This window comes from Salinicola sp. MH3R3-1 (assembly GCF_001937155.1).
Classification (GTDB): domain Bacteria; phylum Pseudomonadota; class Gammaproteobacteria; order Pseudomonadales; family Halomonadaceae; genus Salinicola; species Salinicola halophyticus.
Window position 1 is genome coordinate 278,111 of record NZ_MSDP01000018.1, and the last position, 23,583, is coordinate 301,693.

Here is a 23,583-nt window from a genome sequence, read left to right on the forward strand (position 1 = left end):
CCTTGTGCTTTTTGGACATTTTGTCATTTACAGTAAGCGCATCACTGCAGCACCCATGATAACGCGATAGTCTCGAAGACAATGAAACCGCCATGGAATTTTCGATGACCGCAACACCCCTTGTCTCTGACGTTTCGACCGTGTGGCAGATGGACCCCATGACCCTGGACGCACGCCTGCGCGACTTTCTGGCCGAAGATATCGGTCACGTGGATCTGACCGCGACCCTGATGATCGACGAAGCGTCGACCGGCCAGTTCGAGATGCGCGCGAGAGAGCCAATGACGATTGCCGGGCTTGCGGTCGCCGCCCGCGTGTTCTCGCTCTACGACACGCGTATCGAGATCGAGCGGTTGACCGTGGATGGCCAGACGGTCCCGGAAAGCGCAACGCTGATGCGGCTGCAAGGTCCGGCCCGTAGCCTGCTGACGGTAGAGCGCACCGCGTTGAATCTGATTCAGCATCTGTCGGGCATCGCGACTCTCACGGCGCAATACGTCGAACGGATCGCCGGCACCGGCGCCCAGCTGGTCGATACCCGCAAGACGACGCCCGGCCTGCGCGCGCTGGAAAAACACGCCGTGGCCTGCGGCGGCGGTCGCAACCATCGGCTCGGCCTCGACAGTGGCGTGATGCTGAAAGACAACCACATCGCGGTCTGCGGCGGTATCGCAGAGGCCGTGGCACGGGCCCGATCACGAGTGCCGGTGCTGACGCGTATCGAAGTGGAGTGCGACCGGCTGGATCAGGTGGAGGAAGCGCTCGCCGCCGGCGCGGACATGATCATGCTCGACAACATGTCGGTGGAGACGATGCGCAGCGCCGTCGAGCTAGTGGGCGGCCGCGTGCCGCTGGAAGCGTCCGGCGGCGTGCGTCTGGAGACGATACGCGCCATCGCCGAAACCGGTGTCGACTTCATCTCGGTCGGGCGGATCACCCAATCGGCACCCGCGGTCGATATTGGCCTGGATGACGCCGTGGACGTGCCACCGACCCGGGAGGCGTAATTCGATGTCATCCACCGAGATCAGCAACGCCGCCACCGTCGAGGCGTTCGATACGCTCATGTCGGGCCTGCTGGCGCAGGATTTCGGGCTGCGCAAGCCGCCCGTCGTCACCTTCTGGTGCGGCGCGGGTTTCTCCAAGGCGTGGGATCCGCGCTCGCCCACCGATGGAGAGCTGTTCGCCATCGATCTCGACGACATTCGCGACTTTCCCAACCTTCAGCATGTGATGCACGTGATTGGCTGGGAGCATTATCGCCACCTGGACTTCGAGCGATTCAAGAACCTGCGCTATGTACTCGACATGCAGGTACGCTACCCCGATATCCGCAATCGCTACTTCGACGATCAGAACCTGCGCCTGAGCATTCACGAGTTGCGAACCCTGGTCATGCGTCGCTTCAGCGCCGCCTGCGACATTCACAACGTCGATGACACCACGTTACGCTTCACCTCGCCCTACGACAGCGACGGCCAGCGCGCGATCACGCAGTTCTTCGCTTCGCTGGAAGATCGCGCGGAACGCGCCGGCCTCGACGAGAACTGGCCGCTCTACCATTTCCTGACCACCAATTATGACTTCACCATCGAAACCATCCTCGAGCACGTCTACCGCCAGCAGGCTCCGGTGTTCGGGCGCCTGTATCGCGGCATCACGCCACAACGGATCTGCGGCGGCTCGATCTGGGAGCACCTGCCGCGCACCGTCGACCGCAACGTGATCAAGATCAACGGCGGGTTCGAGATCCTGCCCACGGCTCAGGGTTTCGACTTCGAGTATCGCCGCCGCAGCGACACCGAAATCCGGCAGGAGCCGCCGCTGCTGATCCTGCCATCTCAGGTTCAGGACTACGATGAATCCTATTTCCACCAGGTCTTTCCCAAGGCCGTGCGCCTGCTGCGAGAAACCGACGTGCTGGTGATCGTCGGCTACAGCATGCCGCAGGAGGACTCGCTGGTACGGTTCATCCTGCGCCAGCTGGCGGAGAGCCCCAACGATGCCAAGGGCAAGCACGTGTTCGTCATCGACACCAAGAATCATTCGACCATCAAGTCACGGCTCGAGGAGATGTTCTTCTATCTGCCGCGCACCGGCTGGCCTCGCGAGCACTACTACAGCGGCCGCTTCGAGGACTTCTGTGAAAAAGTCATGGCCGCATGAACCAGAATCTGCGGAATTCTTGCCCGATCCTACGAAACGGTCATGGTAGTCGCGAACCTCTCTCTTCCTGTCGTCGGTATCGATTACTCTACACAGCATCGATTCACCACCGCGTCAGGATATTTCACTGACCCCAATAGATGACGCCCATGCAACATCTCGACCTTCAAGTCATCGATGCCGCCCTCGAATGGGCCAATGCCGGCGAACCGATCTGGCTCTGCAGCGTACTGGCGACGTTCGGCTCGTCGCCGCGCGAGCCGGGCTCGATGCTGGTCGCGAAAGCGGACGGCACGCATGTCGGCTCGCTTTCCGGCGGCTGCATCGAAGAGGACTTTCTCGGCAGGATCGCCGAAGGCCATTTCGACGCTGCGCTATCGGTCGTGCGTTACGGCGAGGGCGCCGACGAATCGCCGCAGGTGTCGCTGCCCTGCGGCGGAATTCTCGACGTGCTGGTGGAGCGACTGACGCCGGATGCCGAGACGCTGACGCACCTGGAAGTGCTTCACGCCACCTTGCTGGGCCAGCGCTCGCTGGTACGGCGGATCGATCTGGAGAGCGGCCGCAAGCGCTTCGTCGAGGCCGGCGAGAATGGTCCGCGCGTCGAGCGCGACGGCCAGATCATCCAGCTTCGCGTCGGTCCGGCGCTACGTCTGATCATCGCCGGCATTTCACCGGTGTCGCGTTTCTGCGCCGAATTCGCGCGCACGCTGGGCTTCGAGGTGATCGTCTGCGACCCCAGAGAAGACGCCCGCCGCGATTTCCAGGTCGAGGGCGTCGAGGTGCAGTCGGTGTTGCCGTCACTGTTCATCGGTTCCGGCGCCACCCACGCCGCTACCGCTATCGTCGCCCTGACCCACGATCCACGGATCGACGACCTGGCAATGATCGAGGCGGTACGCACGCCGGCGTTCTACATCGGCGTGATGGGATCGAAACGCACGTCCGAGAAGCGCGCCGAGCGGCTGAAGCGCTCCGGCGGCCTGGACGACGAGGCTATCTCAAGAATCCACATGCCGATCGGGCTCCATCTCGACAGCAAGACGCCCGCGGAGATCGCGCTGGCCGTGGTCGCCGACGTACTTCGCGTGCGGCGCGGCAAGGGCCGGGATGAGCTCTAGGCCTCCACATCATCAAGAGCCCGATGTCGTTGCCCTGGTCATGGCGGCCGGCGTCTCCCGCCGCTTCGGCAGCGACAAGCGTCGGGTCGAGCTGCCTGACGGGCGGACCCTGCTGGAAACGACGATGGACACGGTTTCGCAGGTCTATTTACGGTGTCGACTGATCACGCGTCGGGACGACGATATCGAGTTGGCGTTGAACGCTTTCTCCGAGCAGAGCGAGCTTCGACGGTGGGAGGCAGAACACGCGGGCGATGGACTGGGCGGCAGTCTGGGCGACGCGTTTCGCCATCTGATCGCGCAAGACGATCCGGCGATCGCCGCTGCCGTGGTACTGGCAGACATGCCGTGGTTGAAAGCCACCACCTGTGCACAACTCAATCGCCATGCCCGTGCCGAGCGTATCGTCGTGCCCTGTCACAAGGGGAAGCGCGGCCACCCGGTGCTGTTTGGGCGAGACTTCTGGCCGGCGCTGGCAAAGCTGAAGGAAGGCGACGGCGCGAGAGCCATCGTGAGGGCGAATCGCGAAGCTGTTCACCTCGTCGATGTCGATGACCCCGGCATCTGGCGGGATGTCGACACCCCGCAGGATCTGGAGGGCTCGGAGATCACCGAAGGCTAGACGTTGTTCACTCGCCAGCGGACAACGGGCTGGGCGACATCAACCGAAAAACTTCTGGTACGCCAGCAGGCCCCAAGTCACCGCCGCCATCCCCAGCGCCAGCATGACCGCAGCCGAGCCAATATCCTTGGCGCGACCGGAAAGCTCGTGGTGTTCGGGGCCGATTCGATCGACGACCGTCTCCACGGCACTGTTGAGCAGTTCGACGATCAGCACGAAGACGCAACTGCCGACCAGCACCAGCCATTCGACGGGATTCTTGCCGATCCAGTAGGCCAACGGCACCAGAATGACGCAGAGCGCCACCTCCTGGCGAAAGGCAGCCTCGTTGCGAAAGGCGGCAACCAGCCCCTTCAACGAGTAGCCCGTGGAGTGAAACAGGTGGCGAAAACCGGTATCGCCGGAACGTGATTTCATGGACTCTCTGATTCGACCGCGCTGGCGATCGCCCCCTCGGCAACGAAACGATAGCTCGGCACCGATCTCGGCGCGCCGAAGCCAATTGAATGGCGACGATGGTAGCAGAGGCACATGATGACATCATCGAAGTCGCGATAGCTTCTGCAGATTTCAGACCTAGGCCATCGGACGTCGTTCCTGGCCCCTGTTTCACGCGGCCTTTATGCTGGGTCGTCTTCAACGCACTGATAGCCTCACGTTTCCAACAAGGTCAATCATGTCCGAATCCAATCCTCTTTATCCGCCCCTCGAACCTCATGCCACCGGTCATCTGGAGACCGGCGACGGCCATCAGGTCTACTGGGAGCGCTGTGGCAACCCGAACGGCAAGCCGGTGGTCTTCCTGCATGGCGGCCCCGGCGGCGGCTGCAAGCCGGTCCACCGCCAGCTTTTCGATCCCGAACGCTACGACATCGTGCTGTTCGACCAGCGCGGCTGCGGGCGTTCGACGCCGCACGCCGGTCTCGACAACAACACCACCTGGCACCTGATCGAGGACATCGAACGCCTGCGCCAGATGATTGGCGCCGAACAGTGGCAGGTCTTCGGCGGGTCGTGGGGCTCGACGCTGGCGCTGGCCTATGCCGAACAGTATCCGTCGCGGGTCAGCGAACTGGTGCTGCGCGGGATCTTTACCATGCGCCAGCAAGAGCTCGACTGGTTCTACAAGAACGGCGCACGCAACGTGTTCCCCGAGAAGTGGGCGCGTCTGGTGGAAATCCTGCCCGAAGACCAGCGTGGCGATATCATTCCCGCCTTCCACGAACGGCTCATGGGCGATGATATCGAACGCCAGCTCGAGGCGGCCCGGCGCTGGAGCGTGTGGGAAGGCGAGACATCGAAACTGATTCCCGTCGATGCTACCGAATCCCACGCGGCCGATCACTTTGCGCTGGCCTTCGCGCGGATCGAGAACCACTACTTCATCAACCAGGGCTTCTTCGAATTCGACGATCAGCTATTGGCACAGGCCGATCGCCTCGCGGGCATCCCCGGCGTCATCATCCACGGCCGCTACGACATGGTCTGCCCGCTTCAAAACGCCTGGGATCTGGCAAAGGCGTGGCCCGACGCGACGCTCGAGATCATCGAGGCCGCCGGCCACGCCTTCAGCGAACCCGAGACTCTGGCGGCGCTGGTCAGGGCGACCGATCGATTCGCCGACCGCCATTGAACCAGGGCAGGGTCCTCGCGCGCTCCGGCAGGGCAACCACCATGTGGCCTGGCCAGAAAACCCTCGCGGGCCGACCGCCCGGTTAGGGGTGGTACTCGATAGAGGCTGGCAGGCCGATCCAGCCGTAACGCTGCCCGTCGTGCATCGAAAAGTTCGGCGACGGAAAGTCGGAGTCTCCGAACGCCCCGATGGCGACGGCCAGGACGTCTGGATCGACGGCTAGCCAATAGCAGAGCGTCGAACCACAGTGCGGGCAGAAATGCGCCGTCACCTCATTGCCGCTATCGGCGACGCGGACGAACGTCTTGTACTCTCCGTCGAGCCGCACCCTGGGCCGGGGATAGCGCGCCTGAGCCGCGAACGGCGCCCCGCTGCGACGTTGACACGCCCGACAGTGGCAAACCGAGATCCGAATCGGTTCGCCGCTGGCCTCGAGCGTCAACTGACCGCAGGCACAGCTCGCCTGCCGACTGGCTGAAGACTTCATGGCCTTGGTCATTTCGGAGAGGCGTCTGCCGCTAGATCCAGAATCGTCGCCGCCACCGCCTGGGCCCGCGGCACGAACGTTTCGAGCCGACAATATTCGTCGTCGGTGTGCATCTTGGCGCCGACCGGACCGGTGCCGCAGAGCGTGGGGATGCCCAGGCTCGCCGTGGTACCGGCATCCGAACAGCCGCCGGTGAATTCGCCGCCGACGCTGAAGCCCAGCTTTTCGGCCTGGACCCGATAACGCGCAAACAGGGCCTCGCTCATGGCGGGCTCCATCGGCAGGAAGCCGGAGGTCTGGCGAATCGTCGCCTGGGTACCCGGCACCTCCTCCTCGGCGATGATCGTCTCGATCGCCGCCAACAGATTGGCGCGTTGCTCGTTGGTGACGAAGCGCGTATCCAGCTGTGCCGTGGCCGCAGGCGCGACGGTATTGCGCGATACACCGCCTTCGATCAGGCCGACATTCGTGGTCACACCGCTCTCGTAATCGGTCAGCGCATGCAGCCTGACGATCTTGCGCGCCAGCGCTTCGATGGCGCTGGCGCCATCCGCATGACTGACACCGGAGTGCGCCGCCTTGCCGGTCACTTCGATCAGAAAAGCTGCGCCCCCCTTGCGGCCGGTGACCACGTTGCCGCTGATTCGCCCCGGCTCCGCGTTGAGCACCGCTCGCGCACCACTGGCCGCCTCGCGAATGAAAGCCGTACCGTCGCGGGAGCCGATCTCCTCGTCCGCCGTGAATAGCGCCCGCACCGGAAACGGCAACGGCGCTAGCCGCTTGAGCGCTCGCAGCACGAAGATATTGAGCACCAGCCCGGATTTCATGTCGGCAACGCCGGGGCCATAACCAATTTCGCCCTGCTGGGTGTAGCCACGCTCGGCGACCGTACCGGTCGGAAACACCGTATCGCGATGCCCCATCATCAGCACATGACCGGCGCTCGCATCGCTGCCATCACCCTCCAGCCACGCCTCGAGAATATCGCCGGCGTCCGGTCGCGGCGTCCGCGTCACGGCAATCCCGTCAGCCTCCAGCCACTCGACGATGACATCCGCCACCGCATCGGTGCCGGCCTTGTCGTAGCTGTTGGAATCGATGTTCACCAGCGTCTTCAGGGACTCAACCATCTGCGACTGCTGCCCGGCCAGCCAGTCGCAGGTGATGTCATATCGCTCGTTCGAGCACGTTACTGTACTCATGCTATCTCCCGGATCGTTTTGGATTTATATCGATGGAGAACCTATGGGGTAATTCTTGCTAGCCGGCATGGCACTTCTTGAACTTCTTGCCGCTGCCGCAGGGGCAAGGGTCGTTGCGGCCGATGTCCTTCATCGCATTGCGCACCGGCGCTTGCGCTTCGTGGTGATGATGCTGGCAGTGCGGGCCATGAACGTGACCAGAGGCACCCTGATCATGAACGTGGCTGTGGTCGTGGCTGTGGTCGTGATCGTGCTGGCAGTCCGGGCCGTGGACGTGGGGCTGAGTCATAACGCGATACCGTGATGAATGGAGGATAAACGACGGGCAATAATCCTCCACGGATCGAGGCAGCGCCATTGTCTGGCGACATGAGCACGCTACTTGATCTCGATCTCGACGAAGACGAATTCGAAATCGTTGGCGTTGACCACGTTATGCTCGGCACCCTTGTCTCGATAGTAGGAAACGCCGGCTTCCAGGGTCGAGAATGTATGGCCGTCCAGCGTCTCGAGTTCGAGCTTGCCAGTGGTCTGCGGCACCACCACATAGTCGCAGTCATGCGCGTGCCAGCCGGTTTCGGCGCCGGGAGAAAATCGCCATTCGGTGACCCGGACCCGGTCGTTGTCCACTTGGACGCTGGGCTGGGCCTGTGGGCGCGAGGAGCTCATGATTCCAATCCTTCAACCGATAAATAGAGGTGTTCGGCGCCGACGCTACGCCGGCACACGTTGCCAAAACTGGCTCAGTAGCCGTGACGCTTCAGAATGGCGTCCTGGTCCTGAGTCGGGTGACCGTAAAATTCCAGCAGCCGTTCGGCCCGGTTGGTGAAGAAACCATCGACGCCGCGCTGCTGATAGCGTTCGAAGTCCGCCGGTTCGTCGACCGTGTAGAGGTGTACCAGCATGCCATCATCGTGGGCCATGCCGATCATCCAGGGTTCGGCTAGGTCCATATAGCTGAACTGGCTGCTGAAATTGCCGTCGTGCTCCGACTGCACGGCCGACGGACCGATTCCGATCGCGCCATGATCCTTGGCGAAGTCGAGCCAGGATCGATACGCCTCAGGTGAAGCGACCTGCTGACGGGCGTAGTAATCGGCCGTGCTCTCGTCGTCACCCTGCGGCTTGCCTGGTGCGGCCTCGATACCGCCCTTGCCTAGCCACAGCAGCAACACGCGAGGCACATCCGGCATGGACGTTTCCAACGCTTTCAGGCTTGCCTTGGAAAAGGTCTGCATTACCACACGACCCGGCGTGTCACCCACGTTGACGGCTCCCTTCTTCGCCGCCGGACGGGATTTCGCTTCATCTCCCAACCAGCCCCGCGACTGAAGCTTCTTGCGCAGGTCCTCCTCGATGCCCGGAAACTGCTCGGGCACCTTGGTCTCGATATAGAGCCCGGGATGGTTGTCGCCGCCTTCGGCAATGTCGATCACCTCATCCAGCGTCAATATTTCGAGACCCGAATAACTGTCGCGAGCACGGTCCGGATAGCTCGCGTTGAACCAGCTGCCGGCATCGAGCTGCTTGAGTTCGTCGAGCGTGAAACTTGACACCGGCGCATCGGCCCGGTCAGGGAACACCTCGGCGACGTTGGTATTGCGCCCCAACGTATTGTCATGGACGGCCACCAGCACGCCATCTTTCGTTCGCTGCAGATCCAGCTCGAGATAATCGACCCCCAGGTCCCGCGCCAGAAGATAAGCGGGCCGGGTCGACTCCGGCGCCTGGTAGGAAGCACCCCGATGGGCGATGACCGCGTCACAGGGAATTGGAATCTTGGTACAAAGCGTCGAGCCTTGGGGTTCGCCGTTACTGGCCGGTGCTGAATCGGCGGCCTGAGTCACGCTGACCGGCAGCAACAGGCTGACACCGCAGGCCAGAAGCCAGCGACGCGTCGAGGTGGTCATCATTATCTCCTTGTTCATTATCGAGTTTCTCGACCGAATCCAACGTCGACGCTACCCCATAACCCGCTGACGACCAAGTCAGGGCCAAACGTTGACGCTGTCGGCGTCGTCGAAATCCGATCGCTGCGGATGGACGACGCAGAACCGATGGCCGGTGGGGGCTTCCATGACGGTCCAGCGTTCCAGACGCTCTACGACCGTCGCCCCCAGCTTCTCCAGTCTGGCCACTTCGGCATCGATATCGTCGGTTTCGATATCCAGATGAACGCGGCTGGGATGATCGACCTGCTGGATCAGTACATCAGGTTGATCGGACGGCGTGGCCAGCTTGCCGTATTTCTCGTCGGTCTCGTGGCCGGGCCAACCCAGTGCCCCGGCCCAGAAATCGATGGCCGACGATTTCTCTTCGCGCTGACTATCGATGACGAGTGCCGCCAGACGACTCCTGTGCATGGTCGCTCTCCTGTTCGTGCTGAAAATCCAGATGGCGCGCTATCCAGCATAGCCCGCGCTGAACGGGGCGACATCCCACCGCCCCAGTCAGTCCTTACTTCGGCTGGAGGCTAGCGGGCAGGCGCTGCAATAATCTGCGTCGCCATGAAACCGATGGCGAACGCCATTCTACGATAGTCGCAGTATCGGATGGCGGCGGGCCCGCACATGCGTTAAGCTGCGTGCCCATTGCCGTTATCTGTCTGACCGTCGTCACGCGAAGCTGAAAAAGTCGACGACCCTCCTTTTTGTCGCCTCCAGGCGCATCAGCCAGCACTGGCATTCCCCGGTAGAGCGTAGCCGCTTCGCTTCGCCAATCGCCGCGACCTAGAGAATACCGAATGAGTTTTGCCTCACTGGGCCTTAGTGCCCCGTTGCTGAAAGTCGTTGCCGAACAAGGCTACGACACCCCTTCCCCGATTCAGTCGCAGGCGATTCCCGCCGTCCTCGAGGGAAGAGATGTCATGGCGGCCGCACAGACGGGTACCGGCAAGACGGCAGGTTTCACCCTGCCGATCCTGCACCGTCTGTCTCAAGGTGAACGCCCCCAGGGCGGTTCACAGATTCCGGTCCGTGCCCTGATTCTGACCCCGACTCGGGAACTGGCCGCACAGGTCGGCGAGAGCGTGGCGACCTACGGCAAGCATCTGTCACTGAAAAGCGCCGTGGTCTTTGGCGGGGTCAAGATCAACCCGCAGATCGCTACCCTGCGCCAGGGCGTCGACATTCTCGTTGCCACGCCCGGCCGCCTGCTCGATCTCTATCAGCAGAAAATGGTTCGCTTCGACAAGCTCGAAGTGCTGGTGCTTGATGAAGCGGATCGCATGCTCGACATGGGCTTCATCCACGATATTCGCAAGATTCTGGCGGTGCTGCCCAAGCAGCGTCAGAACCTGCTGTTCTCGGCGACGTTCTCCAACGAGATCCGCAACCTTGCCAAGGGCATGGTCAACGATCCGGTCGAGCTTTCGGTCACGCCGCGCAACGCCGCTGCCGCCACGGTTACCCAGTGGGTTCATCCGGTGGACAAGAGCCGCAAGCCGGCCTTGCTGTCGCACCTGATCCAGACCCATCAGTGGCAGCAGGTGCTGGTCTTCACCCGCACCAAACACGGCGCCAATCGCCTGACCAAGTATCTCGAGGGTCAGGGCATCGAGGCTGCGGCGATTCACGGCAACAAGAGCCAGAACGCGCGGACCCAGGCGCTGGCCTCCTTCAAGAGCGGCGGTATTCGTGCGTTGATAGCGACCGATATTGCCGCCCGCGGACTGGATATCGACCAGTTGCCGCAGGTCGTCAACTTCGAGCTACCCAACGTGGCCGAAGACTACGTTCACCGTATCGGTCGTACCGGCCGCGCCGGCGCCAGCGGTCAGGCCGTATCGCTGGTCAGCCTGGACGAGAAGAAAGAGCTGGCCGGCATCGAGCGGCTGATCAGTCAGCGCTTGAACAGCCAGACGGTGGAAGGTTTCGAACCGACGCCCGGCGGCGGCCCCAAGGTCGACGAGAACGATGATCGTCAGCCTCGCGGTGGCCAGCGTCGCAGCGATGGCGGCAACGGTCAGCGACGCAGCAACGGTGGCGGACGCACCAGCAACGCCGGTGGCCGCGGTAATACGGGCGGACGCGGCAATACGGGCGGACGCGGCAATGGTGGCGGGCGCGGTTCCTCCTCAGGCCAGCGCGGCGATGCCAACGGCAACCGGGACGGCGCCAATCGCAACAGCGAGGCCCCGGCGCAACGTCGCCAGCGCTCGGGTGGTGGCCAGCGTCGCAGCGGCGGCGGCACGCCCAACGGCAACGTCTGAAAGTTAGACGTTGCCGCTCGTATCAACGGCTTCAGCTCGTATCAACGACAACGCCACCGTCAATGACGGTGGCGTTGTCGTATCCAGAGGCGAATCGAGAACCGGCCCTGAGCCGGGGCTTGAAACTCAGTCGAGCACGACGAGCCGGTTCGGCAACTCGTTGCGCTCGTGGGTCGCCGGAACATGGGTCTTCAACAGCTCGCCGCAACTATCGATGCAGTCGAGGAAACCCTGCAAGGTTTCTCCGGCTTTCACCTTGGCCGTGAAGCTGACCACGATCGACTGCCAGGTGTCATCGTCCAGTCGATCCGAAATTCCCCGATCGACGAGAATCTCCACGTAACGCTCGGCTTCGGAGACGAAGATCAGCATGCCGGTACCAGCATCGGTGTGGTGCAGGTTCTGGTCCAGGAACTGGCGCCGGGCCAGATTGGAAGCGCGCCAGAACCGCACATGACGCGGGATCAGGCGCGTGAGGACCGTGGGCAGCCGGAAAACCACCGCCAGGACAATGAAGACCAGCCACTGCACCAGCAGCAGATACCAGGCGCTGATGCTGTCCAGCCCGCTCAGCCAGCTGGCGATCACGGCCAGAGCGCCGGGAACGATGAGCGCCGTCAGCCCCGCCCAAAGCAGCGGGATGTAGGTGTAATCGTCGGCTTGACGCGCCAGGACGGTGACGACTTCGGCGTCGGTGTCGCGCTCGATCCGGGTGATCGCATCGCCGACCTGCCGTTGTTCGCTTTCACTCAATAAGGCCATGCTGTCATTATCCTGTCGTCTACGGGAACACTGCCCGAATGGCTACGCAGGCGAATCGCCGCGTTGCGCTTCATCCTGCTCGTCGATTTATTCAGCGTTTCCCTACCAGCCACCGGAGGCACCGCCGCCGCCAAAACCGCCGCCACCGCCGCCGAAGCCGCCACCGCCGAAACCTCCGCCGCCGAAGCCACCGGACCCGCCGAGAGCGCCGCCCATCAGCACGCCACCCATGAAGCCACCGCGCCGACGTCGTTTACCACCACGACCGCCGCCGCCCCCGCCGCTGCGGACGATCAGCATCACGATCATGAACAGCGCGAAGAACCAGAATCCCGCGCCGCCGATATGCCGCGATTCTTGCCGATCGGGCTGTTGCTGTGGCGGCGCTTCTGCCAAGGGATCGCCCCCCAGCACCTTGACCATCTCCTCGGCCCCGCGAGTAATCCCGCCGGCGAAGTCGCCGTCGCGAAACGCCGGGGTGATGATCTGATTGATGATTCTTGAGGACTGGGCGTCGGTCAGTCGGCCCTCGAGGCCATAACCGACCTCGATCCGCACCGCGCGTTCGTCCACCGCCACGATCAGCAGGGCACCGTTATCCTCGCCCTTCTCGCCGATACCCCACTCGCGGCCGAGCTGATAGCCGTAATCCTCGATGGCCTCGCCCTGCAGATTCGGCACCGTTACGACGACCACCTGCTCGTCGGTAGCGTCTTCGTGCGCCGCCAGCATGTCGGTCAACTGGGACTGGGTCGAATCGTCGAGCAGATCGGCGTTATCGACGACACGGCCGGTCAGTTCGGGGAAATCCGGCGCCGCCTGGGCGATCGCGGTAAACGCCAGCAACCACAGGCCCAGTGTCAGCGAGATGGCCCGCGGAGCCGTTCGTCGAAACAGTTGTCGCATCATGACCGGCATCAGAACTCCACCTTGGGTGCCTGATCCGCATCCTCCGCCGTGGCTTCGAAGTTCTCGCGAACCGGCATGTCGCTGTAGAACACGCTATGCCAGATCTTGCCGGGGAACGTCCGGATCTCGGTGTTGTACGCCTCGACCGCCTGGATGAAATCGCGACGCGCCACCGCGATGCGATTCTCGGTGCCTTCCAGCTGCGACTGCAGCGCCAGGAAGTTCTGGTTCGACTTCAAATCGGGATAGCGCTCGGAAACCGCCATCAGCCGGCTCAGCGCGCCGGTCAGCTGGCTCTGGGCCTGCTGGAACTGCTTAAGCTTCTGCGGATCGTTCAGACTATCGGCATCGACCTGGATCGAGGTCGCCTTGGACCGCGCCTCGGTAACGGCCGTCAGCGTTTCCCGCTCCTGGCTGGCGAACCCTTTTACCGTCTGCACCAGATTGGGAACGAGATCCGCGCGGCGCTGATACTGGTTCTCGACCTGAGACCAGGACGACTTCACCTTCTCGTCCAGCGTCGGGATGTTGTTGATGCCGCAGCCTGACAGCGACAGCATCAGTACCAGCAGCAACATCCACCGCCACGGTTGACGGGTAGCGATGGAGAGAGCGGTCACGGGTGTCTGCATGAAGGGTTCCTGATGAGAAATCATGGCGTGTCGTCTCGATAGCTCGAACGCGTCACGCGGGTTCGAGGATGGCAAGACGGCGATGACGCCAAGTTACAGGTTGGCCGGCGCCATGGGAAGGTGAATCCCCGGCACCATAGGGAGGTGAATCCCCGGCACCATGAGAAGGTGAATGCCCAGCGCCGAGTGCGCTCCCGGAGCAACGCGGAGTGGCCGGTGCCAACGGCTGGTGACGCCTGCCCGCTGGCTCTCGCCGCACTGGTCATTCGCCGACGGCTGCGCCAACATGGGGAAACGATCTTCATGTGTGACATCACCGTCGATGAGCACAAAGGGTCGTCTCAAGGGCTATCGATAAAGCCCTTCCAACAAAAGGTCTTCAGACAAAGGGCCATTCAAAAAAGGATCTTCCGCGTGACACTACGCTTCAACCATCGATTTACCCTTCCCCTTGCCGCCCTGGCGATGGGACTCGGCCTGGCTTCCACCGCTCAGGCTGCCGCGCCGCAGCACGTTCGCATCGCCGTCGATGTGCCCTATCCGCCGTTCGAATATCGCAATGCCGATGGCGAGCTGGAGGGTTTCGAGATCGACCTGGGCAACACGCTTTGCGAGCGCGCCAAGCTCGACTGTGAATGGGTGGTACAGGGCTGGGATGGCATCATTCCCGGCCTGCTCTCACGCAAGTACGACGCCATCATGTCGTCGATGCGGATCACCCCGGCTCGCGAACGCCAGGTGCTGTTCACCAGGCCTTACGCCATGTCGCCCAAGGTCTGGGTGGCACGACGCGGCAGCGATATCTCTCTCGATGATCCGGCATCGCTGAAGGGACTGTCGGTGGGCGTGCAGCGAGGGACGACGCAGGATAGCTACATCACCCAGCAGTATGGCGACAAGCTCGACGTTCAGCGTTACGCCACGGCGGCGGATGTCGCGCTGGATCTGGAATCGCAGCGCCTGGACCTGGCGTTCCTCAACTATCCGGTGGCACTGGACGCGCTGGAAATCGGCAGCGCCGACAGCGATTTCGTGCAAGTCGGGCCGCGCATCGATCGCCCGGAGTCGATCTTCGGCAAAGGCAACGCGATCGCAGTGCGCCCGCGCGACAAGGATCTGGCCGAGACCTTCAATCAGGCGCTGGATAGCGTCTATGCGGACGGCACCTTCGAGACCCTGATGCACCAGTATTTCGACTACGATCTGCGTCCCGCCTCCCGCAAGTAGGGATACCGCGGGAAACGCCGTCGTTCCATTAGCCGCTCAATGAAAAGCGCCGTTCAATGAAAAGCGCCGCTGGAATCTTCCAGCGGCGCTTCGGGTTTGGCGCTACTCGTCTTGGCGTTTCACGAGGCGTGATACGGGAGGCTTAAAACTCCAGGCAGATCTTGCCGAAGTGCTTGCCGGATTCCTGATGGCGGAAGGCGTCGCCGATCTGGTCCAAGGCGAACGAGCAGTCGATGACCGGCTTGATCCCGGTCGTTTCGAGCGCGCGAATCATCTCGATCTGATGCCGACGGCTACCCACGATCAAACCCTGCAGCCGGGCCTGCTTCGCCATCAGCTTGGAGGTCGGGATATCGCCGCCGCGTCCGGTCAGCACGCCGATCAGCGAAATATGTCCGCCAATGGCAACGGCATCGATGGACTGCGGCAAGGTGCCCGGGCCGCCGACTTCGATGACGTGATCGGCGCCATGCCCGTGGGTCAACTCCTGCACTTTCTTGCCCCACTCCGACTCTTCGCGGTAGTTGATCGTGTGATCGGCACCCAGCGCCTTGAGCCGCGTGATCTTGTCCGCGGACGACGAGGTCGAGATGACGGTGGCGCCCATGGCCTTGGCCAGTTGCAGCGCGAAGATCGACACCCCGCCGGTACCCAGAGTCAGCACAGTGTCACCCGGCTTGAGGCCGCCGTCGACGACCAGCGCCCGCCACGCCGTAAGACCGGCAGTGGTCAGCGTCGCGGCTTCGGCATGGGTATAGCCCTTGGGCGCATGGGTGAACCATTGCGCAGGACGAACGACTTGTTCGCGGGCGTAACCGTCGACACCGTCACCCGGCACCGTCTTGAAGTCGGAGACGCGCGCCGGCCCGTCGAGCCAGTGCGGGAAAAACGTGGAAACCACGGAATCGCCGACCGCGAATTCGGTAACGCCCTTGCCCACCGCCTCGACGACGCCGGCGCCATCGGCCATGGGAATGCGCCCTTCCTCCGTCGGCGACTTCCCGCTGGCGACGACATAGTCATGGAAGTTGAGCGAGTTGGCATGAACACGAACCCGGATTTCTCCGGAGCCGGGTTCGCCGGGCCCTTCGACCTCGTGAAGATTGAGCTGGTCCAGACCGCCGGGAGACTTCAGATTGACGACTTGCATGGTGCACTCCTTGAACGAAACGATCCCATGGAATCGTTTAACGGGTGCCCGAAGTGTAGACGGTCTCCTCCGGTGGTGATCAAGCCAGCCGGTCGAACCTATATTTTTTGCCCGGCTGACAGGCAGCGGCCTCCTGCCGGTGCCATTCGTCGGTCGCTTTCTCTGCGCTCCTGTCAATCGTCCTCGTCGTCATCCTGTTCCCGTGCCTGGCGCTCCGCGGCTTCCTCGCGAGCGGCATCGATGACCTGCATGACATCGCTGACGTCGACGAGCGACGCGTCCGGTTCGAAACGCCCGGTCAATGGCGTCTCGGGGTGGAGTTCCCCGGCCTCGTAAAGCGCCCAGATCTCCTTGCCATAGTCCGTCTTCAACAGGGCCGGGGCGAAGCGGCCGAAATAGCCGCGCAGGTTGTCGACGTCGCGCACCAGCATCCAAGGCGCATTGTTGTTGCCGGCCGCGTCGACCGCCTGAGGCAGATCGATGATCACCGGCCCCTCGGCGCCCACAAGAATATTGAACTCGGACAGATCTCCATGAATCAGACCGGCGCACAGCATCTGCACCACTTCACCAATCAGGCGCTGGTGATACTCGAGCGCCAGTTCCGGCGTCAACTCGACGTCATCGAGGCGTGGGGCCACGTCGCCGTCGGCATCGACGATCATCTCCATCAGCAGTACGCCATCGACGAAGCCATGCGGAGTGGGCACCCGCACGCCCGCCTCGGCCAGCCGATAGAGCGCATCGACTTCGGCATTCAGCCACGCCGACTCCTGCTCACGCTGGCCGTAGCGGGTCTTCTTCGACATCGCCCGGGCGCGACGCGTGTTACGCACCTTGCGCCCTTCCTGGTAGGCGACCGCCTGCTTGAAGCTGCGCTGCTTGGCCTCCTTGAACACCTTGGCGCAGCGCAGTTCGTCACCGCAACGAACCACGAAAACCTGCGCCTCCTTGCCACTCATCAACTGGCTGACGACTTCGTCCACCAGCCCGTCTTCGACCAACGGCTGCAATCGCTTGGGTACCTTCATGCTTTCGCTATCCTCACATGTATCCTCACATGTCCCCGCTATCTTCAGCGTCCGATTCGGCGCACCCGACAGCTGCGCCCTTTCAATTTGCCGGCGCTCAACGTCGCCAGCGCCTGTTTGGCGATCGAGCGTTCGACCGCAACGTAGGCGCTGCGATCGAGCACCTTGATCTTGCCGACCTGATCGCCGCCGATCGCGTCGTCACCGTTGGTGAGCGCGCCCAGCACGTCGCCCGGGCGAATCTTCTGCTTCTTGCCGGCATCGATTTGTAGCGTCGCCATGCGCGGCTGAAACGGCGCCTGGGATGCCGAGCCACGGCTGGGCAGCGGCTCGATGGTCAGCGTCTCGCCCAGAAACGCTTCGAGTCGCTCGAGGCGATAGGCTTCCTTCTCGGTCAATATGGTACAGGCGACGCCACTCGCGCCTGCGCGCCCCGTCCGGCCGATGCGATGGACATGCACTTCGAGCTCGCGGGCGATCTGGTAGTTGAATACCGCATCCAGCGCGTCGATATCCAGCCCACGCGCCGCGACATCGGTCGCAACGAGCACCGACAGACTCTTGTTGGCGAAACGAATCAGGGTCTGATCGCGATCACGCTGTTCGAGATCGCCATGCAACGCCTCGGCGCTGAATCCGGCCGCCAGCAGTTGGTCCGCGACCTCCTGGGTTTCACGGCGCGTGTTGCAGAACACCACGCTGGATTCCGGCCGATAGTGCAGCAGCAGCTGGCTGAGCGCAGCCAGGCGGGCCGGCTCGTCGGCAACCCGGTGAAAATGCTGGCGAATGCTCTCGTCATCGTGGGACGAATCCACCTCCACCATTACCGGCTGACGCAGCATACGCTCGGCGACCGGACGCACGCTCTCGCCGTAAGTGGCGCTGAACAGCAGCGTCTGACGTGCTTTCGGGGTCGCCGCGACGATCGTGTCCAGCGCCGCCTGAAAGCCCATGTCGAGCATGCGGTCGGCCTCGTCCAGCACCAGCACCGAAAGCGACGAAAGATCCAGCGAGCCCTTACGTAGATGCTCCTCGATGCGGCCCGGCGTGCCGACCACCACATGCGCCCCGTGGGACAGCGAATTCAGCTGCGGACCCAGCGGCGTTCCCCCGCACAGCGCGAGGATCTTGACGTTGGCCAGCATTCTCGCCAGCCGACGCAGCTCTTCGGCGACCTGGTCCGCCAGCTCGCGGGTGGGACAAAGCACCAGCGCCTGGACCTGGAAGCGCGAGACATCGAGCGCCGACAGCAGGCCCAGCCCGAAAGCCGCCGTCTTGCCGGACCCCGTCTTGCCCTGCCCGATCACGTCCTGACCGCTCAGGATCAAAGGCAGGCTGGCGGCCTGAATCGGCGTCATCGCCAGATAGCCCAGCGATTCGAGATTATCCACAAGTGCCGCGGGTAACGGTAACGAGGAGAACGCCTCGGGCTGACCCGTCGCGGAGGCATCGGCCTCCGAGTTCGGGAGCTCCGAATGCGGGATCTTCGAGTGATGAGTGTCGGGCACGGCACGCGCTCCTGGTCGAGATGAAAAGGTCGATGCAGTCAACCGGCGGACGACTCGGTCTCACCATGTCATGCTCAGGCGCGGCAGAATACCAGAGCGCGCGAAGATTGACGCCGTCTCGTCGTTCGAGCTAGGCAATTGGTGCGAGAAAGGCCAAATAAACCTGCAACATCCGCGCAATGTTGCGTAAAATCCCGCTCGTCGTTGACAACCGATAGGGTGTGACAATGGGAAGGGCCTTCCAGAACCGCAAGGAATCCATGGCCAAGACGGCCGATGCCAAGACCAAGGTCTACAGCAAGTACGGCCGTGAAATCTACGTCTGCGCCAAGTCCGGTGGTACCGATCCTTCCGGCAACCTGACGCTTCGCGGGCTGATCGACAAGGCCAAGAAGGATCAGGTGCCGTCGCACGTGATCGACAAGGCGCTCGACAAGGCCAAGGGCAGCGGCGGCGAGGATTTCTCGGCGGCACGCTACGAAGGTTTCGGCCCGGGCAACTGCATGGTGATCGTCGAGTGTCTGACCGACAACCCGAACCGCACCTTCGGTGACGTGCGCGGCTGCTTCACCAAGACCAAGAGCAAGATCGGCACCCAGGGCTCGGTCAGCCACATGTTCGATCACTGCGCGATCTTCGCCTTTGCCGGCGAGGATGAGGAAGCCGTGCTGGAAGCGCTGATGGAAGCCGATGTCGACGTCACCGACATCGAAAGCGAAGACGGTCGCATCACCGTGTTCGCGCCGCATACCGACTATGCCAAGGCCAAGCAGGCGCTGCTCGACACCTTCGGCGAGCTGGAGTTCGAAGCCGACGAGATTCAGTTCCTGCCCCAGACCCATACGCCGCTGGAAGGCGACGACGTGGCGATGTTCGAGAAGTTCCTCGACATGTTGAACGACCTCGACGACGTACAGAACGTCTATCACAATGCCGAGCTGCCCGAGAGCGCCTGACGCGATCGATCCGTCACGGATTGCCGGCATCAGCAAGAAACCCACCTTGCGGTGGGTTTCTTGCGTCTGGAGGAAATCAATCCGAGAAAGACAGGATCAGGGGCTGACCTTGGATATCTTGGCGCCGTTCAATGAGACACCGCCCTGGATGCCCTGATTGTTCATCACGAACGCGATGACCTCCTTGTCGGCCGTAGCGTTGGTGATCTGGCCGTTGGCACCGATATCGGCGACCGCCACTCCGGCGCTGGCCCCCACCGACCATCCATTGTCGCTACGCACGCGATTGAGCGCTTTCTCGGTCATCAGAAGGTAGACGATGGCCTGCGACTGCGCCCCCGCCTGGAAACCGATCGAACCGCTGGTGGTGGTGTAGTAGCCGGCCTTGGCGCCGTCCATCAGCAGCGAGCCGTCACCATGACTGGCGCCGACGATGAAGCTGGCGCCCAGTACCCCGGGAAACACCAGTACGCCCTCGGACTGCTGCGCCAGCGATCGGGCGTCGGGCACCGAGCGATAGAGCCGGTCCAGCGTCTGCTGGACGTCCTGATCCAGCTGCGCACGCTGAGAGAGACGGCTTTCGCGATCCGAAGACGAGGTGGTGGTACAGGCGGTCAATGCTGTACTGCCCAGAACCGCGACGAGCAGCATGACGGCGGTACGGTTGATCGATGAAAAGCGTGCCATGAATGGTCTCCTTGCTTGAAAAACTCGGCGTCGTTTCAACACCGATCCTGCCTGTCTGATTTTTGATGTTGCCTATTCGTTATAGACAACTCTGCGCCATTGCGCCCGTTTCACGGCAATCGTCAGTCGCTGTTCTCGGTCCGGTTTGATCGATCAATGCGATGACGACCACTCCCGGCTACAGCCAGCTCAATTTTTACCTGCCGATGTTCTTAACCTGCTTATGTTTTTCGCCTGCCGGTGTTTTTCGCCTACAATAGTGGCCCTTCACGTCACGATGTATCGCCTTCATGAGTCACGAGACGCCCCTAGCGCCCGAGCGCGCGGCATCCAGCGATGCCACCGTCGACACGCCGGTCGACGCGCAGTCCGAAAATCCCGGCGCTCAACCTGCGCCGGTGATTGCCATTACCGGTCTCTCCAAACGTTACGACTCCGGTTTCGAAGCGCTGAAGCAGATCGACCTGGAGATCCAGCGCGGCGAGATATTCGCCCTGCTCGGCCCCAACGGGGCCGGCAAGACCACCTTGATCAGCATCATCTGCGGACTGGTCAACGCCAGCTCCGGGAGTGTGGTGGTCGACGGTCACGACAGCGTCACCGACTACCGCGCCGCGCGCGCCAAGATCGGCCTGGTCCCTCAGGAGCTGACCAGTGACGCCTTCGAGACCGTCTGGAACACGGTGCGCTTCAGCCGCGGGCTGTTCGGCAAGGCGCCCAACGATGCCCATCTGGAGCGCGTGCTGAAGTCGCTGTCGCTGTGGGACAAGCGCAACAACAAGCTGATTACGCTCTCCGGCGGCATGAAACGACGCGTGCTGATCGCCAAGGCGCTGGGCCATGAACCCGAGATCCTGTTTCTCGACGAGCCCACCGCCGGGGTAGACGTCGAACTGCGTCGCGACATGTGGGAAGTCGTGAGAGAGCTTCGTAACAGTGGCGTGACCATCATTCTGACCACGCACTACATCGAGGAAGCCGAGGAGATGGCCGATCGCATCGGGGTCATCAACGGCGGCGAGATCGTGCTGGTACGGGAGAAGGCGGCACTGATGCGACAGCTCGGCAGCAAGCAGTTGACGCTGCATCTGCTGACGCCGTTGGCAAGCGTGCCCCCCGCGCTGGCCCACCACCCGCTGACGCTGGCCGAGGAAGGCAGCGTGCTGGTCTACACCTACGACGCCAGCGAGGCCGGGGACAGCGAGCACGTCAGCATCAGCGCGCTGATCAACGAGATCGAGGCCGCCGGCATTCGCTTCAAGGATCTGCACACCAAGCAGAGTTCGCTGGAAGATATCTTCGTCAACCTGGTCAGAGAGCGCCCATGAATCTGCAAGCCGTTCGCTCCATCTATGTCTTCGAAATGGCTCGCGCCGGACGCACGCTGCTGCAGAGCCTGATTTCGCCGGTGATCTCGACGTCGCTCTACTTCGTCGTTTTCGGTGCCGCCATCGGCTCGCGCATTCAGGAAGTCGAAGGCGTCAGCTACGGGGCGTTCATCGTGCCCGGCCTGATCATGCTGATGCTGCTGACGCAGAGCGTCTCGAATGCCTCGTTCGGGATCTTCTTCCCCAAGTTCACCGGCACCATCTACGAACTGCTGTCGGCACCGATCTCGTACTTCGAGATCGTGCTCGGCTATGTCGGCGCGGCGGCATCGAAGTCCGCCATTCTGGGGCTGGTGATTCTGGGCACGGCCAACTTCTTCGTCGATCTGCATATCCAGCATCCGTTCATGATGATGCTGTTTCTGTTGCTGACCGCGCTCACCTTCAGCCTGCTCGGATTCATCATCGGAATCTGGGCGGACAGCTTCGAGAAGCTGCAGCTGGTGCCGTTGCTGATCATCACGCCCCTGACCTTTCTCGGCGGCAGCTTCTATTCCATCGATATGCTGCCGTCGTTCTGGCAGGGGGTGACGCTGGCCAACCCGGTGGTCTATCTGGTCAGCGGTTTCCGCTGGAGCTTTTACGGCATCAGCGATGTCAGCGTCGTTGCCAGTCTGGTCATGATCGGCGTCTTCCTGGCGGTAAGCCTGGGCGTCATCAGTTGGATCTTCCGCACCGGCTATCGGCTGCGCCCCTGACGTATAGCCAGGTCCGGACCGGAAGGCGGAAGCCAAAGCCGCCCTCCCCGTTCTTCGCGGGTCGCCGAATAGCCACCCGCCCTTTCACGCTTCACGAGTCACGTCATGCCGATACTGCAAACCTGCGCGCACCGCGTCGACAAGCACGCCGATGACCAGCCGGCCACCATGGCCAGCGGCGAATCCATGGTCGATACCGCGACGGCGGAGTCGCTGCTGGCGAGTTTCAACTCGAGCTTTCACGGCAAACCCAAGGCCTGGGGCCACTTCGGTGGAAGTGGCGGGGAGGAGGACACCGATAACGCGGTGAATAATGACGCCGGCCCCGCGTTGTCGTCGCGATTCGCCTTCGAGCTGGAACGCTATCGGAGTGGAGAGTCGAACTTCACCGATTTCACCCGCGAAGCCACCCAGAGTCTGTTGCCGCTGATCGACCAGCATCTATCGGTCGGCGGCCACTGGTGGTTTACCCACTATCGCCAGGGCGAAGCGGAGTACCTGACGTTGGCCCTGCTGCATCAGCGTGACGGCTATGGCTTCGATGCCGAGCTCAATCTCGTGCCCGTGCAGCAGCTCAACCTGGGCCAGTTGATGCTGGCCGCGCGTATCGACCTGACCCAGTGGCAGAACGGCGGCTCTCGCCAGTACATCGCCTACGTTCAGGACCGCGGCAACAAAAAACTGGTGGAAGATTTCAGGCTGTGGCTGGGCTGTCAGGAGGGCATCAACGCGGGCGCGGAAACCCGCACGCTACTCAAGGCGTTCAGCGATTATGTCGAGAGCGAGGACCTCCCCGAGGAAGCCAGCCGCGAGAAGACCGGGACATTGATCGACTATGCCAACGCGCAGGCCAAGCGCGGCGAACCGATCACGCTGGACGAGCTCTCGGAGCTGGTCGATGAGCAGCATCCCAAGGCGTTCTACGACTATATCCGCAATCAGGACTATGGCCTCGCCGCCGAGATTCCGCCGGACAAGCGTACCCTGCAGCAGTTCAAGCGCTTTGCCGGGCGCGCCAGCGGCGTGTCGATCAGCTTCGACTCCCACCTGCTCGGCAACAGCATCGAATACGACGACGAGCGCGACCGCCTGATCATCAAGCAGGTGCCCGGGCAGTTGAAGGATCAGATCAAGGAGCGCAAGGGCTGAGACGCTGACGCTGTCTCGGAATCGAGGCCGGTAGCGACACGCGCG

General features: G+C 62.5%; 26 protein-coding genes. 11 read left to right on the forward strand and 15 right to left on the reverse strand.

The window, feature by feature from the left end; all coding sequences use genetic code 11:
* The first annotated feature begins 104 nt into the window (after window positions 1-104).
* The 4 genes from nadC (at window position 105) to BTW08_RS12510 (ending at window position 3,909) form a co-directional block, all read left to right on the forward strand.
* Window positions 105-1,007: a carboxylating nicotinate-nucleotide diphosphorylase gene (gene nadC, locus BTW08_RS12495; protein ID WP_246837729.1), complete on the forward strand. Its 903-nt coding sequence runs from the start codon at window positions 105-107 to the stop codon at window positions 1,005-1,007.
* A gap of 4 nt (window positions 1,008-1,011) precedes the next feature.
* Entirely contained in the window at window positions 1,012-2,166 is a 1,155-nt protein-coding gene (locus BTW08_RS12500) for an SIR2 family protein (protein WP_075562839.1), read from the forward strand.
* A 149-nt stretch (window positions 2,167-2,315) separates the two neighbouring features.
* On the forward strand, window positions 2,316-3,287 hold the full coding sequence (locus BTW08_RS12505) for an XdhC family protein (RefSeq protein ID WP_075562840.1): 972 nt from the start codon (window positions 2,316-2,318) through the stop codon (window positions 3,285-3,287).
* Window positions 3,277-3,909 (forward strand): nucleotidyltransferase family protein, encoded by a 633-nt coding sequence (locus tag BTW08_RS12510; RefSeq protein ID WP_075562841.1) that lies wholly within the window; start codon window positions 3,277-3,279, stop codon window positions 3,907-3,909. The genes BTW08_RS12505 and BTW08_RS12510 overlap by 11 nt, the downstream gene beginning before the upstream one ends.
* Before the next feature lie 39 nt (window positions 3,910-3,948).
* On the opposite strand, the gene BTW08_RS12515 is transcribed toward BTW08_RS12510, so the two are convergent.
* Window positions 3,949-4,326 carry a diacylglycerol kinase gene (locus BTW08_RS12515; RefSeq protein WP_075562889.1) on the reverse strand — a complete coding sequence of 126 codons (378 nt, stop codon included), beginning with the start codon at window positions 4,324-4,326 and terminating at the stop codon, window positions 3,949-3,951.
* Between the two features lie 259 nt (window positions 4,327-4,585).
* Here BTW08_RS12515 and pip point away from each other — a divergent pair, with 259 nt between their 5' ends.
* On the forward strand, window positions 4,586-5,542 hold the full coding sequence (pip, locus tag BTW08_RS12520) for a prolyl aminopeptidase (RefSeq protein WP_075562842.1): 957 nt from the start codon (window positions 4,586-4,588) through the stop codon (window positions 5,540-5,542).
* An 82-nt stretch (window positions 5,543-5,624) separates the two neighbouring features.
* Here pip and BTW08_RS12525 read toward each other — a convergent pair whose 3' ends face one another.
* The 6 genes from BTW08_RS12525 to BTW08_RS12550 all read right to left on the reverse strand — a co-directional run bounded on the left by BTW08_RS12525 (window position 5,625) and on the right by BTW08_RS12550 (window position 9,594).
* Window positions 5,625-6,029, reverse strand: a complete 405-nt coding sequence (locus tag BTW08_RS12525; protein WP_075562890.1) for a GFA family protein — start codon at window positions 6,027-6,029, stop codon at window positions 5,625-5,627.
* Window positions 6,030-6,037: 8 nt separating this feature from the next.
* On the reverse strand, window positions 6,038-7,231 hold the full coding sequence (locus BTW08_RS12530; protein WP_075562843.1) for a M20 family metallopeptidase: 1,194 nt from the start codon (window positions 7,229-7,231) through the stop codon (window positions 6,038-6,040).
* A 58-nt stretch (window positions 7,232-7,289) separates the two neighbouring features.
* Complete coding sequence (locus tag BTW08_RS19455) at window positions 7,290-7,520, reverse strand: SEC-C metal-binding domain-containing protein (RefSeq protein ID WP_075562844.1); 231 nt, start codon at window positions 7,518-7,520, stop codon at window positions 7,290-7,292.
* Window positions 7,521-7,609: 89 nt separating this feature from the next.
* Window positions 7,610-7,900: a cupin domain-containing protein gene (locus BTW08_RS12540; protein WP_075562845.1), complete on the reverse strand. Its 291-nt coding sequence runs from the start codon at window positions 7,898-7,900 to the stop codon at window positions 7,610-7,612.
* A gap of 74 nt (window positions 7,901-7,974) precedes the next feature.
* Complete coding sequence (locus BTW08_RS12545; RefSeq protein WP_210403246.1) at window positions 7,975-9,141, reverse strand: glycerophosphodiester phosphodiesterase; 1,167 nt, start codon at window positions 9,139-9,141, stop codon at window positions 7,975-7,977.
* Between the two features lie 78 nt (window positions 9,142-9,219).
* On the reverse strand, window positions 9,220-9,594 hold the full coding sequence (locus tag BTW08_RS12550; protein ID WP_075562847.1) for a VOC family protein: 375 nt from the start codon (window positions 9,592-9,594) through the stop codon (window positions 9,220-9,222).
* 380 nt (window positions 9,595-9,974) lie between these two features.
* On the opposite strand from BTW08_RS12550, the gene BTW08_RS12555 reads away from it, so the two are divergent.
* Complete coding sequence (locus BTW08_RS12555; RefSeq protein ID WP_075562848.1) at window positions 9,975-11,441, forward strand: DEAD/DEAH box helicase; 1,467 nt, start codon at window positions 9,975-9,977, stop codon at window positions 11,439-11,441.
* A 126-nt stretch (window positions 11,442-11,567) separates the two neighbouring features.
* Here the strand turns inward: BTW08_RS12555 and BTW08_RS12560 are convergent, their stop codons facing one another.
* The 4 genes from BTW08_RS12560 to BTW08_RS12575 form a co-directional block, all read right to left on the reverse strand.
* Window positions 11,568-12,203, reverse strand: a complete 636-nt coding sequence (locus BTW08_RS12560) for a TPM domain-containing protein (protein ID WP_075562849.1) — start codon at window positions 12,201-12,203, stop codon at window positions 11,568-11,570.
* 102 nt (window positions 12,204-12,305) lie between these two features.
* Window positions 12,306-13,121, reverse strand: a complete 816-nt coding sequence (locus BTW08_RS12565; RefSeq protein WP_075562850.1) for a YgcG family protein — start codon at window positions 13,119-13,121, stop codon at window positions 12,306-12,308.
* Window positions 13,121-13,744 (reverse strand): LemA family protein, encoded by a 624-nt coding sequence (locus BTW08_RS12570; protein ID WP_075562891.1) that lies wholly within the window; start codon window positions 13,742-13,744, stop codon window positions 13,121-13,123. The genes BTW08_RS12565 and BTW08_RS12570 overlap by 1 nt, the downstream gene beginning before the upstream one ends.
* Window positions 13,745-13,837: 93 nt before the next feature.
* Window positions 13,838-14,089: a hypothetical protein gene (locus BTW08_RS12575; protein WP_139313644.1), complete on the reverse strand. Its 252-nt coding sequence runs from the start codon at window positions 14,087-14,089 to the stop codon at window positions 13,838-13,840.
* A gap of 120 nt (window positions 14,090-14,209) precedes the next feature.
* Here BTW08_RS12575 and BTW08_RS12580 point away from each other — a divergent pair, with 120 nt between their 5' ends.
* Window positions 14,210-14,971 carry a transporter substrate-binding domain-containing protein gene (locus BTW08_RS12580; RefSeq protein WP_075562852.1) on the forward strand — a complete coding sequence of 254 codons (762 nt, stop codon included), beginning with the start codon at window positions 14,210-14,212 and terminating at the stop codon, window positions 14,969-14,971.
* Window positions 14,972-15,113: 142 nt separating this feature from the next.
* Here BTW08_RS12580 and BTW08_RS12585 read toward each other — a convergent pair whose 3' ends face one another.
* The 3 genes from BTW08_RS12585 to dbpA all read right to left on the reverse strand — a co-directional run bounded on the left by BTW08_RS12585 (window position 15,114) and on the right by dbpA (window position 18,636).
* The gene (locus tag BTW08_RS12585; RefSeq protein ID WP_075562853.1) at window positions 15,114-16,121 is read right to left on the reverse strand and encodes an NAD(P)-dependent alcohol dehydrogenase; all 1,008 of its coding nucleotides are present in this window, start codon (window positions 16,119-16,121) and stop codon (window positions 15,114-15,116) included.
* A gap of 173 nt (window positions 16,122-16,294) precedes the next feature.
* Window positions 16,295-17,152, reverse strand: a complete 858-nt coding sequence (locus tag BTW08_RS12590) for a PA4780 family RIO1-like protein kinase (protein ID WP_075562854.1) — start codon at window positions 17,150-17,152, stop codon at window positions 16,295-16,297.
* Window positions 17,153-17,196: 44 nt separating this feature from the next.
* Window positions 17,197-18,636: an ATP-dependent RNA helicase DbpA gene (dbpA, locus tag BTW08_RS12595; RefSeq protein ID WP_075562892.1), complete on the reverse strand. Its 1,440-nt coding sequence runs from the start codon at window positions 18,634-18,636 to the stop codon at window positions 17,197-17,199.
* Between the two features lie 251 nt (window positions 18,637-18,887).
* Between dbpA and BTW08_RS12600 the strand changes: the two genes are divergently transcribed.
* On the forward strand, window positions 18,888-19,616 hold the full coding sequence (locus BTW08_RS12600; protein ID WP_075562855.1) for a YebC/PmpR family DNA-binding transcriptional regulator: 729 nt from the start codon (window positions 18,888-18,890) through the stop codon (window positions 19,614-19,616).
* Window positions 19,617-19,712: 96 nt separating this feature from the next.
* Here BTW08_RS12600 and BTW08_RS12605 read toward each other — a convergent pair whose 3' ends face one another.
* Window positions 19,713-20,303 carry a lipid-binding SYLF domain-containing protein gene (locus BTW08_RS12605; RefSeq protein WP_075562856.1) on the reverse strand — a complete coding sequence of 197 codons (591 nt, stop codon included), beginning with the start codon at window positions 20,301-20,303 and terminating at the stop codon, window positions 19,713-19,715.
* A 290-nt stretch (window positions 20,304-20,593) separates the two neighbouring features.
* Here BTW08_RS12605 and BTW08_RS12610 point away from each other — a divergent pair, with 290 nt between their 5' ends.
* The 3 genes from BTW08_RS12610 to BTW08_RS12620 all read left to right on the forward strand — a co-directional run bounded on the left by BTW08_RS12610 (window position 20,594) and on the right by BTW08_RS12620 (window position 23,538).
* Complete coding sequence (locus BTW08_RS12610; RefSeq protein ID WP_083627845.1) at window positions 20,594-21,631, forward strand: ABC transporter ATP-binding protein; 1,038 nt, start codon at window positions 20,594-20,596, stop codon at window positions 21,629-21,631.
* A complete protein-coding gene (locus tag BTW08_RS12615; RefSeq protein ID WP_075562857.1) occupies window positions 21,628-22,389 on the forward strand; it encodes an ABC transporter permease in 762 nt (253 codons plus the stop codon). Before BTW08_RS12610 ends, BTW08_RS12615 begins: the two co-directional genes overlap by 4 nt.
* Window positions 22,390-22,494: 105 nt before the next feature.
* Window positions 22,495-23,538 (forward strand): nucleoid-associated protein, encoded by a 1,044-nt coding sequence (locus BTW08_RS12620; protein WP_075562858.1) that lies wholly within the window; start codon window positions 22,495-22,497, stop codon window positions 23,536-23,538.
* Window positions 23,539-23,583: the final 45 nt, after the last annotated feature.

Bases quoted from the DNA above. Each gene is read 5' to 3' on its own strand.
- BTW08_RS12510 (WP_075562841.1), top strand. From the start codon at position 3,277: ATGAGCTCTAGGCCTCCACATCATCAAGAGCCCGATGTCGTTGCCCTG.
- BTW08_RS12565 (WP_075562850.1), bottom strand. From the start codon at position 13,121: ATGCCGGTCATGATGCGACAACTGTTTCGACGAACGGCTCCGCGGGCC.
- BTW08_RS12560 (WP_075562849.1), bottom strand. From the start codon at position 12,203: ATGGCCTTATTGAGTGAAAGCGAACAACGGCAGGTCGGCGATGCGATC.
- BTW08_RS12585 (WP_075562853.1), bottom strand. From the start codon at position 16,121: ATGCAAGTCGTCAATCTGAAGTCTCCCGGCGGTCTGGACCAGCTCAAT.
- BTW08_RS12530 (WP_075562843.1), bottom strand. From the start codon at position 7,231: ATGAGTACAGTAACGTGCTCGAACGAGCGATATGACATCACCTGCGAC.
- BTW08_RS19455 (WP_075562844.1), bottom strand. From the start codon at position 7,520: ATGACTCAGCCCCACGTCCACGGCCCGGACTGCCAGCACGATCACGAC.
- BTW08_RS12570 (WP_075562891.1), bottom strand. From the start codon at position 13,744: ATGCAGACACCCGTGACCGCTCTCTCCATCGCTACCCGTCAACCGTGG.
- BTW08_RS12500 (WP_075562839.1), top strand. From the start codon at position 1,012: ATGTCATCCACCGAGATCAGCAACGCCGCCACCGTCGAGGCGTTCGAT.
- pip (WP_075562842.1), top strand. From the start codon at position 4,586: ATGTCCGAATCCAATCCTCTTTATCCGCCCCTCGAACCTCATGCCACC.
- nadC (WP_246837729.1), top strand. From the start codon at position 105: ATGACCGCAACACCCCTTGTCTCTGACGTTTCGACCGTGTGGCAGATG.
- BTW08_RS12615 (WP_075562857.1), top strand. From the start codon at position 21,628: ATGAATCTGCAAGCCGTTCGCTCCATCTATGTCTTCGAAATGGCTCGC.
- BTW08_RS12610 (WP_083627845.1), top strand. From the start codon at position 20,594: ATGAGTCACGAGACGCCCCTAGCGCCCGAGCGCGCGGCATCCAGCGAT.
- BTW08_RS12505 (WP_075562840.1), top strand. From the start codon at position 2,316: ATGCAACATCTCGACCTTCAAGTCATCGATGCCGCCCTCGAATGGGCC.
- BTW08_RS12545 (WP_210403246.1), bottom strand. From the start codon at position 9,141: ATGACCACCTCGACGCGTCGCTGGCTTCTGGCCTGCGGTGTCAGCCTG.
- BTW08_RS12515 (WP_075562889.1), bottom strand. From the start codon at position 4,326: ATGAAATCACGTTCCGGCGATACCGGTTTTCGCCACCTGTTTCACTCC.
- BTW08_RS12580 (WP_075562852.1), top strand. From the start codon at position 14,210: ATGGGACTCGGCCTGGCTTCCACCGCTCAGGCTGCCGCGCCGCAGCAC.
- BTW08_RS12620 (WP_075562858.1), top strand. From the start codon at position 22,495: ATGCCGATACTGCAAACCTGCGCGCACCGCGTCGACAAGCACGCCGAT.
- BTW08_RS12600 (WP_075562855.1), top strand. From the start codon at position 18,888: ATGGGAAGGGCCTTCCAGAACCGCAAGGAATCCATGGCCAAGACGGCC.
- BTW08_RS12540 (WP_075562845.1), bottom strand. From the start codon at position 7,900: ATGAGCTCCTCGCGCCCACAGGCCCAGCCCAGCGTCCAAGTGGACAAC.
- BTW08_RS12525 (WP_075562890.1), bottom strand. From the start codon at position 6,029: ATGAAGTCTTCAGCCAGTCGGCAGGCGAGCTGTGCCTGCGGTCAGTTG.
- BTW08_RS12605 (WP_075562856.1), bottom strand. From the start codon at position 20,303: ATGGCACGCTTTTCATCGATCAACCGTACCGCCGTCATGCTGCTCGTC.
- BTW08_RS12550 (WP_075562847.1), bottom strand. From the start codon at position 9,594: ATGCACAGGAGTCGTCTGGCGGCACTCGTCATCGATAGTCAGCGCGAA.
- BTW08_RS12555 (WP_075562848.1), top strand. From the start codon at position 9,975: ATGAGTTTTGCCTCACTGGGCCTTAGTGCCCCGTTGCTGAAAGTCGTT.
- BTW08_RS12590 (WP_075562854.1), bottom strand. From the start codon at position 17,152: ATGAAGGTACCCAAGCGATTGCAGCCGTTGGTCGAAGACGGGCTGGTG.